The 13,101-nt window shown below is 63.2% G+C and carries 13 protein-coding genes; 7 read left to right on the top strand and 6 right to left on the bottom strand.

Features of this window, described 5'->3' with window-relative positions:
* Positions 1-156: 156 nt before the first annotated feature.
* The 5 genes from LCU97_RS22985 to LCU97_RS22965 all read right to left on the bottom strand — a co-directional run bounded on the left by LCU97_RS22985 (position 157) and on the right by LCU97_RS22965 (position 4,323).
* Complete coding sequence (locus LCU97_RS22985; protein ID WP_232777898.1) at positions 157-1,473, bottom strand: Na+/H+ antiporter family protein; 1,317 nt, start codon at positions 1,471-1,473, stop codon at positions 157-159.
* Positions 1,474-1,711: 238 nt separating this feature from the next.
* Entirely contained in the window at positions 1,712-3,025 is a 1,314-nt protein-coding gene (locus LCU97_RS22980) for a sensor histidine kinase (RefSeq protein WP_232777870.1), read from the bottom strand.
* 10 nt (positions 3,026-3,035) lie between these two features.
* Entirely contained in the window at positions 3,036-3,704 is a 669-nt protein-coding gene (locus tag LCU97_RS22975) for a response regulator transcription factor (RefSeq protein ID WP_053147555.1), read from the bottom strand.
* Positions 3,704-4,015, bottom strand: a complete 312-nt coding sequence (locus LCU97_RS22970) for a PepSY domain-containing protein (RefSeq protein ID WP_053147550.1) — start codon at positions 4,013-4,015, stop codon at positions 3,704-3,706. The genes LCU97_RS22975 and LCU97_RS22970 overlap by 1 nt, the downstream gene beginning before the upstream one ends.
* Entirely contained in the window at positions 4,015-4,323 is a 309-nt protein-coding gene (locus tag LCU97_RS22965; protein ID WP_172679588.1) for a PepSY domain-containing protein, read from the bottom strand. Before LCU97_RS22965 ends, LCU97_RS22970 begins: the two co-directional genes overlap by 1 nt.
* Positions 4,324-4,570: 247 nt before the next feature.
* Between LCU97_RS22965 and LCU97_RS22960 the strand changes: the two genes are divergently transcribed.
* The 5 genes from LCU97_RS22960 (at position 4,571) to codA (ending at position 9,775) form a co-directional block, all read left to right on the top strand.
* A complete protein-coding gene (locus tag LCU97_RS22960) occupies positions 4,571-5,650 on the top strand; it encodes a patatin-like phospholipase domain-containing protein (protein ID WP_053147548.1) in 1,080 nt (359 codons plus the stop codon).
* An 84-nt stretch (positions 5,651-5,734) separates the two neighbouring features.
* Complete coding sequence (gene queD, locus LCU97_RS22955; protein WP_047700553.1) at positions 5,735-6,091, top strand: 6-carboxytetrahydropterin synthase QueD; 357 nt, start codon at positions 5,735-5,737, stop codon at positions 6,089-6,091.
* 65 nt (positions 6,092-6,156) lie between these two features.
* Positions 6,157-6,987 carry an alpha/beta fold hydrolase gene (locus tag LCU97_RS22950; protein WP_232777869.1) on the top strand — a complete coding sequence of 277 codons (831 nt, stop codon included), beginning with the start codon at positions 6,157-6,159 and terminating at the stop codon, positions 6,985-6,987.
* Between the two features lie 254 nt (positions 6,988-7,241).
* A complete protein-coding gene (gene codB / locus LCU97_RS22945; RefSeq protein WP_232777868.1) occupies positions 7,242-8,513 on the top strand; it encodes a cytosine permease in 1,272 nt (423 codons plus the stop codon).
* Positions 8,514-8,527: 14 nt separating this feature from the next.
* Positions 8,528-9,775 carry a cytosine deaminase gene (gene codA / locus LCU97_RS22940; protein WP_232777867.1) on the top strand — a complete coding sequence of 416 codons (1,248 nt, stop codon included), beginning with the start codon at positions 8,528-8,530 and terminating at the stop codon, positions 9,773-9,775.
* A 180-nt stretch (positions 9,776-9,955) separates the two neighbouring features.
* Here codA and LCU97_RS22935 read toward each other — a convergent pair whose 3' ends face one another.
* On the bottom strand, positions 9,956-10,948 hold the full coding sequence (locus LCU97_RS22935; RefSeq protein WP_232777866.1) for a diaminopimelate epimerase: 993 nt from the start codon (positions 10,946-10,948) through the stop codon (positions 9,956-9,958).
* A 171-nt stretch (positions 10,949-11,119) separates the two neighbouring features.
* On the opposite strand from LCU97_RS22935, the gene LCU97_RS22930 reads away from it, so the two are divergent.
* On the top strand, positions 11,120-11,776 hold the full coding sequence (locus LCU97_RS22930) for a carboxymuconolactone decarboxylase family protein (protein WP_053147538.1): 657 nt from the start codon (positions 11,120-11,122) through the stop codon (positions 11,774-11,776).
* A 115-nt stretch (positions 11,777-11,891) separates the two neighbouring features.
* Positions 11,892-13,043 carry an MFS transporter gene (locus LCU97_RS22925; RefSeq protein ID WP_232777865.1) on the top strand — a complete coding sequence of 384 codons (1,152 nt, stop codon included), beginning with the start codon at positions 11,892-11,894 and terminating at the stop codon, positions 13,041-13,043.
* Positions 13,044-13,101: the final 58 nt, after the last annotated feature.

Below are 13,101 nucleotides of genomic sequence, written 5' to 3'. Positions count from 1 at the left end.
ACGGCATCGCATGGCAAAACTGTAGGACAAGGTGAGCAGGGGCTTAGGGAAGGGTTGATCTGGGCGGCCCCTTCGCGAGCAGGCTCGCTCCCCCATTGGAATGCAATTCCCTGTGGGAGCGAGCCTGCTCGCGATTGAGGCGACTCGGTCTTGAGGCTACAGCACCATCGCCGCCACCCAACCAAACGCCAGCAGCGGCAGGTTGTAGTGGATGAAGGTCGGCACCACAGTGTCCCAGATATGGTTGTGCTGGCCGTCGATGTTCAGGCCGGAGGTCGGGCCCAGGGTCGAATCCGAGGCCGGCGAGCCGGCATCGCCGAGAGCACCCGCCGTACCGACGATGCAGACGATGGCCAGCGGGCTGAACCCCAATTGCAGGCACAGCGGTACGAAAATCGTCGCCAGGATCGGTACCGTGGAAAACGACGAGCCGATGCCCATGGTCACCAGCAGCCCCACCAGCAGCATCAGCAGCGCGCCGATGCCCTTGTTATGGCCGATCCAGCCTGCAGATGCTTCCACCAGGCTCTGGACTTCACCGGTGGCCTTCATCACTTCGGCGAAACCCGAGGCGGCGATCATGATAAAGCCGATCATCGCCATCATCTTCATGCCTTCGGTGAACAGATCGTCGGTCTCGCGCCAGCGCACCACGCCTGACAGCGAAAAGATCAGGAAGCCGACCAGGGCACCGATAATCATCGAATCCACCAACAGTTGCACTGCGAACGCCGCCACCACTGCAAGCCCGGCCACCATCAGGCTCATCGGGTTATAGCGCACTGCCACCTGCTCGACCCGGGCGATTTTCTTCAGATCGTAGACCCGCTTCCTGCGGTAGCTGAAGAACGACAGCAGCAGGCCGAACACCATGCCCAGCGCGGGGATGCCCATGGCGTGGGTGACGTTGATGCCGCTGACATCCACGCCGCTGCGGGCGATGTTGGCCAGCAGAATTTCATTGAGGAAGATGTTGCCGAAGCCCACCGGCAGGAACATGTAGGGGGTGATCAGGCCGAAGGTCATGACGCAGGCGATCAGCCGGCGGTCGAGCTGGAGCTTGGTCAGCACATACAGAAGCGGCGGTACCAACAGCGGGATGAAGGCGATGTGGATCGGCAGGATGTTCTGGGAAGCGACGGCGACGCTGCCCAACAAGCCGATCAGCACCCACTTCACACCGGAACCACCGGCGGCGTCCTGGCGATCCACCATGGCCAGGGCCTTGTCGGCCAAGGCATGGGCCATGCCGGACTTGGCAATCGCCACCGCGAACGCGCCGAGCAACGCATAGGACAACGCCACCGTCGCCCCACCGCCCAGGCCGGCGTTGAACGCCTTGAGCGTCGCCTCGATGCCCAGGCCACCGGTCAGGCCACCCACCAACGCGCCGATAATCAGCGCGATCACCACATGCACGCGGGACAGGCTGAGTACCAGCATGACGCCAACCGCGGCAATTACTGCATTTATCATCGTTACCTCAAAGCACAGCGATGGAAAGCCACCGGACAAAAAGGTCGCGACTGTGCAGCAAGCGGCGCCAGGCTGCAAGGGCCATGCGGCGGGTTTTCGAACGCTACGTTGTCGCACCGTCCCTGTGGGAGCGGGCTTGCTCGCGAAAACGTCGTGTCAGTCATGAATTTTCAGCTGACACACCGCTTTCGCGAGCAAGCCCGCTCCCACAAGGGGTCTTGGGTCGTGAAGTACGTCAGCGCTTAGGCAGTTCAATCAGGACTTTCAACCCGCCCCACTCACTGTCATGCAAGGCCAGCGTCCCGCCCCAGGTATCGACGATGTCCCGTACGATACCGAGCCCCAGGCCATGGCCATCGGTCTGTTCGTCCAGGCGCGTGCCTCGGCTGAACACCTGGTCGCGCCGGTCCGCAGGGATGCCAGGGCCGTCGTCTTCCACCGCCAGGACGAATGCCCCGGCCGTCTCGGTCACGGTCAGGCGCACTTCGGCGTCCGCCCATTTGCAAGCGTTGTCCAACAGGTTGCCCAGCAGCTCCAGCAGGTCCTCGCGGTCCCAGGGCAAATGCAGGCCTGGCGCGGCGACGTATTCCAGATGCAGGTGCTCACCGTGAATCATGTTCAACGTAGCCAGCAGTCCCGGCAGTTCGGCATCGCAGTCCAGGTGTGCCCCCGGCAAGGCGTCGCCGGACAGCCGGGCACGGTTGAGTTCACGATTCAGGCGCTGCCGGACCTGCTCCAGCTGATCGAGCAGCAATGCACGCAATTCAGGGTACGGATCGAGCTTTTCGTTCGAGGCCAGACTTTGCAGCACCGCCAGCGGGGTCTTCAAGGCATGACCCAGGTTGCCCAAGGCGTTGCGCGAACGCTTGAGACTGTCTTCTGTGTGGGCCAGCAAGTGGTTGATCTGCGCCACCAGCGGTTCCAGCTCCCGGGGCACCTGCTCGTCGAGTTGCGAGCGCTGCCCGCGCTGGAGCTGGGCAATCTGTTCCCGGGCCCGCTCCAGCGGGCGCAGGGCCCGGTGCACCGTGAACCGTTGCAGCAACAGAATCAGCAGCAACCCCGCCAGGCCAAGGCCAAGGCCGATCTGTTGCATGCGTCGAAAACTGTCGCGCACCGGCGTGTAGTCCTGAGCCACGCTGATGGTGATCGCCTGTCCAAGGCGTCGGTAGTCGGTGCGCAGTACCAGCAGCTTCTGCCCTTCCGGCCCCAGTTGCAGGTTACTGTGCAGGCCCGGATGGTCGAGCCGGGGCAGTTCCTGGTCCCACAGGGAGCGGGAACGCCAGTGCACGTCGGCAAAATCGATGCGGAAATAGTGCCCGGAGAACGGCCGCAGGTAAGCCGGCGACAAGCGCCGCTCATCCAGTTGCAATCCCTGGGGGCCACGCACCAGGGCCACCAGCAGGCTTTCGCTGTCGTTGCGTAAACCCGCTTCCAGGTAACGCTGCAGACCCAGTTCGAACAGCCACAGGCTGGTCTGCGCCAGGACCAGGCCGACCACCACCATCACACCGATCAGGCCCAGGCTCAGGCGCCGCTGGATGGACCTCACGGCCTGGCGCTCATTGCGCCTGTCCGCCGAACAGGTAACCCTGGCCGCGACGGGTTTCGATCACGCTACGCCCCAGCTTGCGCCGCAGGTGGTTGACGTGAACTTCAAGCACATTGGAGTCACGCTCGGTTTCACCGTCGTACAAATGTTCGGCGAGGTGGCTCTTGGACAGGATCTGCTCGGGATGGAGCATGAAATAGCGCAACAGGCGAAATTCGGCGGCGGTGAGCTGGATGTCCGTGCCATCGCGAACCACGCACTGCCGGCCCTCATCCAGATGCAAGCCGGCGGCCTGGAGCGTCGGCTGGTTCGCCTGGCCGTGGGACCGGCGTAGCAATCCCTGGACCCGCAGGTGCAACTCTTCAGGGTGAAAGGGCTTGGTCAGGTAGTCGTCGGCACCGGCCTTGAGACCTTCGATGCGCTCGGCCCAGGAACCACGCGCCGTGAGAATCAACACGGGGGTGCTCAAGCCACCGGCCCGCCATTGGGCCAGCACGTCGAGCCCCGGAACCCCCGGCAGGCCAAGATCGAGGATGATCAGGTCATAGGGCTCGCTGCTGCCCTGGTACACCGCGTCGCGACCATCGGCGAGCCAATCGACGGCATAACCCTGCCGCGTCAGCCCGGCCATCAACTCGTCGGCCAGGGGAACATGATCTTCCACCAGAAGCAGGCGCATCAGTCTTCCTTATCTTTGAGTAAACGGCCGGTCTTGGCCTCAAGGTCCAGTTCGCGCACGACGCCGTCGGTATCCAGCAGCTCGACCTCGTAAATATAAACGCCGTGCTTCTCTTCCAGCTCGGCCTCCAGCAGCTTGGCGCCGGGGTGCAGGTCCAGCGCCTGTTGCAGCAGGTGTTCCAGCGGCAATATCACGCCCTGTTGGCGCAATTGCAGGGCCTCGTCCTGGTCGAGGTCCCGAGCCATGACCACCGAGCAAAACGCCAGCAGCGCCAGCGGCCATGGACGGCGGGCGCATCGATTAAGCTTCATTACGTATCCTGATGATTCTTGAGCACCTCACCGGTCACGGCGTCCAATTCCAGGTCCCAGTCAATGCCCTTGGCATCGCGCAGTTCCACTTGATAGATGAACTTGCCGTACTCTTCTTCCAGCTCGGCATCGGTCAACGTGGCGCCAGGGTGTTTGGCCAAGGCAGCAGCGTCGAGTTTTTCATAGGTCAGAATGGTACCAGCGTCCCTCAGTTTTTGGGCCTCGTCGTCTGTAAGATCTCGTGCGTGGGCCAGGCCGGCACCGAGGGCCATGAGCATCGCGATGAAAAAGGCAGTCAGGCGGTTCACGGGGTGTCTCCTTTTTATAATCGTCACGGGGCGACTGTATCGGGATGAACTTAACTGAAACTGAATTGCCATCATTGAACCCAGATCAATGTGGCCAAACTCTTGTGTGTGGGAGCGGGCTTGCTCGCGAAAGCGGTGGGTCAGTTTGCACCAATGTCCGATGTGCTGACGCCTTCGCAAGCAAGCCCGCTCCCACTGCAAGAGCGTGCCGCTATAATCCGTTGCTTGCCCAAGCCAAGAGACCGGTATGACCGCCATCCATATCAAGTTCCCCGCCCTCACCCTCAAGGCCGGCCCCCGGGCTTTCGCACGGATTCGCCAGGCGGGCCTCGACGCGGCCGACGTCGGTATCCTGCCCGGCGCCGCCGGCGGTCCCAAGGCCTTGGGGATCCAGGGGCTGGACCTGGCCTTGTTTGGCGAATGGCTGCCCGCCGCCCCCCGGGAGCGTTCGCTGATCGGGGCCTCGGTGGGTTCCTGGCGCTTCGCCAGCGCCTGCCTGCCGGACGCCGCCGAAGGGATCCGGCGCCTGGGTACCCTGTACAACGAGCAAAGCTTCTCCAAAGGCGTGACCATGGCCAGCGTCAGCCAAAGTTCGCAGCGCATGCTCGACGACCTGCTCGAAGGCCGCGACGCTTCGATCCTCGGCAATCCTCATTATCGGCTCAACATCATGGTGGTCAAAAGCCATGGACTGCTTGCCCAGGATCATCGCGGACGGCTGGGCCTGGGACTGTCGTCGGTGATTGCGGACAACCTGCGCGGCCGCGCCCGGCTGTCGCGCCATTTTGAACGGCTGATCGTCCACGACCCTCGCCTGGCGCCACCCTTGCACCCTCTGAACGATTTTCCATCGCGCTTCGTCCCGCTGGAAGCCGGTAACCTGCGCCAGGCGTTGCTGGCGTCGGGTTCGATTCCGATGGTGATGGAGGGCGTGCGCGACCTGCCGGGCGCAGGTGCCGGTACCTACCGTGATGGCGGCCTGCTGGACTATCACCTCGACCTGCCCTACAGCGGCGATGACATCGTGCTGTATCCACACTTTACCGACCGGGTGATTCCCGGTTGGTTCGACAAGACCCTGCCGTGGCGCCGGGCCAACGTCGAGCGCCTGCAAGACGTGCTGTTGCTCGCGCCGTCCCGGGAGTACCTGGCTCGCCTGCCCTTCGGCAAACTGCCGGACCGTAACGACTTCAAGCGCTTCATGGGCGATGACCCGAGCCGCCGCAAATACTGGCGCACGGCGATGGACGAGAGCCGGCGGCTGGGCGACGAGTTCCTTGAGCTGGCGGCAAACGGCGGGCTGGGGGAGCGTTTGCTGACCCTTTAGTCAGCACGGTCGCGCAACGCCGGGGCCAACCTGATAAACTCCGCCGCCTGCTTCGCGACCGCTACCTTAAAGAGCCCGAACCCCGTGGAAATCTTCAAAGAATTTACCTTCGAATCCGCCCACCGCCTGCCCCACGTCCCGGACGGCCACAAATGCGGCCGCCTGCACGGCCACTCGTTCAAGGTGGCGATCCACCTGAGCGGCGACATCGACCCACATACCGGCTGGATTCGTGATTTCTCGGAAATCAAGGCGATTTTCAAGCCGCTGTACGAGCGCCTGGACCACAACTACCTCAACGACATCCCCGGTCTGGAAAACCCCACCAGCGAAGTCCTCGCCAAGTGGATCTGGAATGAGTTGAAGCCGTTGTTGCCGGAACTCAGCGCCATTCGCATCCATGAGACGTGCACCAGCGGCTGCATCTATCGCGGCGAGTGACCGGCTGATCGGCCAGTTTTTTGTGACTATGCTCTTGGATTCGAACATGCCAAGAGGACACGCCAATGACCCACTGGCCGCTGGATCAGGTATACGACTTCAACGGACATGCCATCCGCTACGCTATCCAGGGCGATGGCCCGCCGCTGGTATTTGTCCACGGAACGCCCTTCTCCTCCTATGTCTGGCACCGAATCGCCCCGCTGTTCCTTGCCACCCACACCGTGCATTACTTCGACCTGCTGGGCTATGGCCAATCGGCACAACCCGACGCGGACGTGTCCCTCGGGGTGCAAAACCAACTGCTCGCGCAACTGCTGGAGCATTGGGGCCTGGACTGCCCGGATGTGGTGGCTCACGATTTCGGCGGCGCTACCGCGCTGCGCACGCATTTACTCAATGGCAAAAACTACCGCAGCCTGACCCTGATCGACCCGGTGGCACTGTCGCCCTGGGGATCCCCCTTCGTGCAGCATGTACGCCGACACGAAGCCGCTTTCAGCGGACTGCCTGACTACATTCAACGGGCCATCGTACCGACGTACATCCGCGGCGCAATCAAACGGGACATTCCGGACGAGGAACTGGCGCCGTATGTACAGCCCTGGCTAGGCGAGACAGGCCAGGCCGCGTTCTACCGGCAGATTGCGCAAATGGACGAACGCTATACCCGTGAAGCAGAAGGCAGGTATCCGAACGTGCGTTGCCCGACCCAGATACTGTGGGGAGAAGACGACCAGTGGATCCCCATCGAACGCGGCCGGGCCCTGCAACGGATGATCCCGGGAGCGCAATTTCATCCCGTTCCGAACGCCGGGCACCTGGTCCAGGAAGATGCGCCGGAAGCCATCGTGGCGGCGCTGTTGCGATTTCTGCCATTGCACTGCGCGGCCTGAAGAGCGCTGTACTTTCTGTGGGAGCGGGCTTGCTCGCGAAGGCGGTGTTTCAGTCAATCCATTGATAGTTGACAGATCGCCTTCGCGAGCAAGCCCGCTCCCACATCCGTGATCCAACTTGAATCACCCCCGCACCGCTTTTGCCCTCTTCCCTCACGAAATTCCCCGGTTTGACTATAAATAACTCGCGATCACTCGTTTGGCACGGCCGCTGCAAGCTTGCGACTTTCCTCTCTGACCGCAAGGACCGCCACATGACCCAGAACGATCCGGGCAACGACTACCCGCTGAGTGAAGTGCCGATGCATGCCCGCAAGGGCCTGGCTTCCACGGCCATGGTGCTGCTGGGCTTCACCTTCTTCACCGCCACGATGTTTGCTGGGGGCAAGCTGGGGGTGGCGTTCGGCTTTGCCGAGATGCTCTCAGTGATCGTGAGCGGCAACCTGCTGCTGGGCCTTTATGCCGCGGGCCTGGGCTACATCGCGTTCAAGAGCGGGCTCAATTCGGTGCTGATGGGTCGTTTCTGTTTCGGTGAGGTGGGCAGCAAGCTCAGCGACCTGATCCTGGGCTTCACGCAGATCGGCTGGTACGCCTGGGGCACGGCGACCGCGGCCGTGGTGCTGGGCAAGTATTTTCAGTTAGACCAAAGCACCGTGTTGGGCTTGATGGTGCTGTTCGGCCTGGGCTTTTGTGCCACGGCCTACATCGGTTATCGGGGGTTGGAAATCCTTTCGTATATCGCTGTGCCAGCCATGATGTTGCTGCTGATGCTGTCGATGTGGGTGGCGACGGTGAAGGTCGGTGGCTTCGACGGCTTGCTGGCCGTGGTACCCACGGGCAGCCTCGACTGGTCCACGGCGATCACGCTGGTGTTTGGCACCTTCGTCAGCGGCGCGACCCAGGCCACCAACTGGACACGCTTTTCCCGCTCGGCGAAAGTCGCGGTGCTGGCGAGCCTGATCGGCTTCTTCCTCGGCAATGGCCTGATGGTGCTGATCGGCGCCTACGGGGCTATCGTTTACCAACAGCCGGACGTGGTCGAAGTGCTGCTGTTACAGGGCTTCGCCATGGCGGCGATGGCGATGCTGCTGCTCAACATCTGGAGTACCCAGGACAATACCATCTACAACTTCGCCGTGGCCGGCTGCAACCTGCTGCGCACCGGTCGTCGCAAGACCGTCACCCTGGGCGGCGCGGTGATCGGCACGCTGCTGGCGCTGCTGGGCATGTACGACATGCTGGTGCCGTACCTGATCCTGCTGGGCACGGTCATCCCACCCATTGGCGGCGTGATCATGGCCGACTTCTTTTTCCGCTGGCGCGGCCATTACCCACGCCTGGCCGATACACGGCTGCCAGCGTTCAATTGGCCCGGATTGTTGGCCTATGGGCTCGGCACCGTCGCCGCGTTCAACTCGCCATGGATCGCGCCACTGGTAGGAATCGCCACCGGCGCGCTAACGTATGTGTTATTGACCGGCGTCATGGGTACCCGCACCGCTGTTGCGCCACTCCAAGACCTATAACAAGGACTCGCCCGATGCACATCATCAACGCCCGCCTGCGCAACCGCGAAGGCTTGCATGAGCTGCACCTGGAAAACGGCCTGATCGCCAACATCGCCCGCCAGACCGAAGCCCCCAGCCTCGGCCCCGACGACCTCGATGCCGGCGGCAACCTGGTGGTGCCGCCCTTTGTCGAACCGCACATACACCTGGACGCCACCCTCACCGCCGGCGAACCGCGGTGGAACATGAGCGGCACGCTGTTCGAAGGCATCGAGTGTTGGGGTGAGCGCAAAGCCACCATCACCCAGGAGGACACCCGGACCCGCGCCCAAAAAACCATCCAGGCCCTCGCCGCCCATGGCATCCAGCACGTGCGCACCCACGTCGACGTGACCGACCCCGAACTCACCGCCCTCAAGGCCATGCTGCAAGTGCGCGAGGAGAGTCGTCATCTGGTCGACATGCAGATCGTCGCGTTTCCCCAGGAAGGCATCGAGTCCTACCGCAACGGCCGCGAGCTGATGGAAGAAGCGATTCGCATGGGCGCCGATGTGGTGGGCGGTATCCCGCACTTCGAATACACCCGCGACCAGGGTGTCAGTTCGGTGAAATTCCTGATGGACCTGGCCGAACGCACCGGCTGCCTGGTGGATGTGCACTGCGACGAAACCGACGACCCGCATTCGCGCTTCCTGGAAGTGCTCGCCGAAGAAGCCCGCAGCCGCGACATGGGCAACCGGGTGACCGCCAGCCACACCACGGCCATGGGCTCCTATGACAATGCCTACTGCGCGAAGCTGTTTCGTCTGCTCGGCCACTCGGGCATCAGTTTTGTCTCCTGCCCCACCGAAAGCATCCACTTGCAGGGACGCTTCGACACCTTTCCCAAGCGCCGCGGCGTCACGCGGGTCAATGAACTGCTCGAAGCCGGGATGAACGTGTGCTTCGGCCAGGATTCCATCGTCGATCCGTGGTACCCGCTGGGCAACGGCAACATCCTGCGGGTACTGGAAGCCGGGCTGCACATCTGCCACATGCTCGGCTACCGCAACCTGCAAAGCGCCCTGGACCTGGTCACGGACAATAGCGCCAAGGCCATGGCCCTGGGCGAGCGCTACGGGTTGGAACCCGGACGGCCGGCGAACCTGTTGATCCTGTCGGCCGACAGTGATTACGAAGTGATCCGCAGCCAGGGGTTGCCGCTTTATTCGATTCGCAATGGCGCAGTGTTGATGAAGCGGCAGATGCCGGTGGTGGAGTTTGGGGCTCAGGTGGGTTGAGTTCCTGTGGGAGTCCGCTCGCGATGGAGTTGGTCCAGATGCATTGATGTTCGGCATGCTGGCCCCTTCGCGAGCAAGCCCGCTCCCACACAGGTTCTGCACCGAACATAAAGTTAATGCCCACTGAAGATCGAGTGTGGGAGCGGGCTTGCTCGCGAAGGGGCCATCAGCCACACCCCCTCACTCAAGGACTCTGGCAGCCCCGAACAAACTCACCCGTATCAGTTCCCCACCCTGCTCCTGCAACAGGATCGGCGCCGTGCCGCCCGGCATGACGACTTTCAACGGGCCCGCCGTCACCCAGCCCACCCGCCACGCAGCGCACGCCACGGCGCTGGCGCTGGTGCCTGAGGAGGCGGTGGGACCTTCGCCGCGCTCGAAGACGCGGGCGGCGATTCGTCCCGGAGCTTCGAGCCGGGCCCATTGCAGGTTCACACCCGCCTGACAGGGAACCCCGTCCCCACCGGGCGCGGCATAGGCGATGCGCGTCAGGCTTTGCGACAACGCCGTGGCGCGCATCTGCGAGTTGTCCGGCAAGGCCTCGGCGCTATCGACCAGCGTCACACAGTGCGGATTGCCGATGCTCACGAACTGGCTGTGGCCCCATGCCGGGTTCAGCGCGTGCAGCCCGGCCACCCGGCTGATGTCCCGTTGATTGACCGTCACCGTCTCCACGCCCCGCGCACCCACCGCCTGAGGTCCGAACGCAGGCTGCCCCAGGTCCAGCCAGAAACCCGAGAAGCCCTCGAACTCGGCGGGCCGGACCGACGTTTGCAAGGGTGACTGGCCGTCGCCCTTGCCGTGATGGACCTGCAACACATAATCGCCGTCACCCGGCATCAAGCCCTGCTCTCGCAACGCCTGGGAAAAGATCGTCAGGCCATTACCGCTGCGCTCGGCCAGGGTGCCATCGGTGTTGACGATCAATAGATCGAAGGGCGGTGTGTCCTGGAACGGACCGATCAGCAGACCATCGCTGCGATGAGCCTTGGCATCGGGCGGTGCTTCACCGGGCGCCCAGGCACAAAAGGCCTCTATGGAGGCCTTTGCCCAGGCGCCACGAGCCTGTGCAGCCTGGACCGCCGAGAATGGCAGATCCACGCCCTGAGCACGGACCTGTTGCGGTGATACAACCCCATAGATATTGCCGCGCGCATCGTAGAACTGTGACATGGACCGGTCCTGAACCAGGAAAGCCGCCACTTTAAAGGCTGATACACAAAAGCACACCTGCGGCGCCTGCACCCCGGCAAGACGTCGCGTCCGCACCTGTCAGGTCTGACAGGTGCGGACCTGATCGGCGACCCCGTATTTTGGGCACTCCCATCGAACAAGGAGCCCAGTATGAAGCGCAAACCTCACGTCAGCCCCATGGCCGAGCTCTACAGCGAAGGCCGCAAACACTTCATCGAGCTGGTACCCGACGGCGGCGCTCGGCTCGATGCGCTGTTCCATACCGCACCGGCACTCGGTGAGCTCGCGGTAGGCGTCGTGTATGGCCATCTGCAAAGTCGGCCCGGCCTCGACCCGCGCCTGCGAGAGGCTGCGACGCTAGCTGCCATCGTGGCGGCCGGTATGGTGGGGCCACCCCTGAGCGTGCATTTCAGGACCGGCATGGCGTCCGGCCTGGCGCCAGGAGAAATCACCGAACTGGTCGTGCAAGCCAGCGCCTTTACCGGCTTTCCCAGGGCTGTCGCCACGGCCGATCAACTCAATCGATTGTTCGAAGAGGCCGGTCTCGTCTCGCCACCGCCACCCACGCCGCGCGAAGTGGCGATCGCTTTCTGCGACAGCGTGCGCGAGGGGCGTCCACCCATGCCCGTCGACATCAAGATCAAGCGCGCGCTGCGCCAGGCCCAACGCCTGGCGGCCCAGGCCACCTCGGCCCGGAACGTGATCGTGCAATGCTTCGATGACCACCAGGCCTTTCCCACCAGCCTTCTTTACCTGGAAGTAGAGGCAGACCGTGTGGTGAGTGTCCGGCTGTTCAAGGATCGGTAGGCCATTGAAGGATGGCGCCTCAAGGCATTGGCACCTCGGGGTCGCGGTGCGGTCAGTGGATATGCAAGCATAGGCGCTTGCCCGCACCAAGCACCGCAAAACCAAAGGACGCTCCATGACCGCCATCACGCCACCGCCCACCTTCATTCCCGGACGCCTGGAACAGATGTCCACCCGCATTGCCTATCTCATCGCCGGTGTCGGCATCGCGGCTTGGGCGCCGCTGGTGCCTTATGCCAAGGTCCGGGCCAATCTCGATGAAGGCACTCTCGGGCTGCTGCTGTTGTGCCTGGGGGTGGGGTCGATCCTGGCGATGCCGATTTCCGGTGCGCTGGCGGCGCGGTTCGGCTGCCGTCGGGTGCTCAGCGGCGGCACGATCCTGATCTGTCTGGCGCTGCCGTTGCTGGCAACGATGACAACGCTGCCCTGGCTAGTGGCTGCGTTGTTCGTGTTCGGCGCCGGGCTTGGCACCGTGGATTCGACGGTCAACCTGCAAGCGGTAATCGTCGAGCGAGCCAGTGGCAAGACCATGATGTCGGGCTTCCACGGCATGTTCAGCCTGGGGGGCATCATCGGTGCGGCTGGGGTCAGTGCCTTGCTCGGCCTTGGGCTGTCGCCCTTGGGGGCGACACTGGTGGTCAACGCCTTGCTGTTGGTGGCGCTGTTCAAGGCGGCACCGCATCTGCTGCCCTACGGCAGTGAGAGTTCGGGACCGGCGTTTGCCATTCCCCATGGCGTGGTGTTGTTCATCGGCATCCTCTGTTTCATCGTATTTCTGGCCGAGGGCGCGGTGCTGGACTGGAGTGCGGTGTTCCTGGCCACCGAGCGCGGGGTGGAAACCGCCTACGCCGGACTGGGTTATGCCGCGTTCGCGCTGACGATGACCGTCGGCCGGTTGACGGGCGATTCAGTGGTGCATCGCCTGGGCGCCCGGCGCGTGATCATCTACGGCGGCGCGACCGCCGCGGCCGGGTTCCTGCTGGCGACCCTGGCACCGATGTGGCAGGCGGCGTTACTGGGATATGGGTTGGTGGGGGCTGGTTGTTCGAACATCGTGCCGGTGCTGTACACCGCCGTCGGCAAGCAGACCCTGATGCCCGAAGCAATTGCCGTACCGGCCATCACCACCATCGGTTACGCCGGCATCCTTGCCGGTCCGGCGCTGATCGGGTTCGTGGCCCACGGCAGCAGCTTGAGCATTGCGTTCGGGCTGATTGCGCTGTCACTGGTGGCGGTGGCGGCCAGTGGAAAAGTGCTCAAAGTCTGAACCTGTAGGAGCCAGACTGATGAGGGAGCAAGCCTTGCTCCCACAGTGTCGATCCTCC

The organism is Pseudomonas uvaldensis (assembly GCF_021271205.1).
Classification (GTDB): Bacteria; Pseudomonadota; Gammaproteobacteria; order Pseudomonadales; family Pseudomonadaceae; genus Aquipseudomonas; species Aquipseudomonas uvaldensis.
Note: the sequence above shows the minus strand (reverse complement) of the source record. Positions and strands in the feature narration are given on the sequence as shown.

Bases quoted from the DNA above. Each gene is read 5' to 3' on its own strand.
- LCU97_RS22960 (WP_053147548.1), top strand. From the start codon at position 4,571: ATGACCGCCATCCATATCAAGTTCCCCGCCCTCACCCTCAAGGCCGGC.
- LCU97_RS22925 (WP_232777865.1), top strand. From the start codon at position 11,892: ATGACCGCCATCACGCCACCGCCCACCTTCATTCCCGGACGCCTGGAA.
- LCU97_RS22970 (WP_053147550.1), bottom strand. From the start codon at position 4,015: ATGAAGCTTAATCGATGCGCCCGCCGTCCATGGCCGCTGGCGCTGCTG.
- LCU97_RS22935 (WP_232777866.1), bottom strand. From the start codon at position 10,948: ATGTCACAGTTCTACGATGCGCGCGGCAATATCTATGGGGTTGTATCA.
- LCU97_RS22950 (WP_232777869.1), top strand. From the start codon at position 6,157: ATGACCCACTGGCCGCTGGATCAGGTATACGACTTCAACGGACATGCC.
- LCU97_RS22930 (WP_053147538.1), top strand. From the start codon at position 11,120: ATGAAGCGCAAACCTCACGTCAGCCCCATGGCCGAGCTCTACAGCGAA.
- codA (WP_232777867.1), top strand. From the start codon at position 8,528: ATGCACATCATCAACGCCCGCCTGCGCAACCGCGAAGGCTTGCATGAG.
- LCU97_RS22975 (WP_053147555.1), bottom strand. From the start codon at position 3,704: ATGCGCCTGCTTCTGGTGGAAGATCATGTTCCCCTGGCCGACGAGTTG.
- codB (WP_232777868.1), top strand. From the start codon at position 7,242: ATGACCCAGAACGATCCGGGCAACGACTACCCGCTGAGTGAAGTGCCG.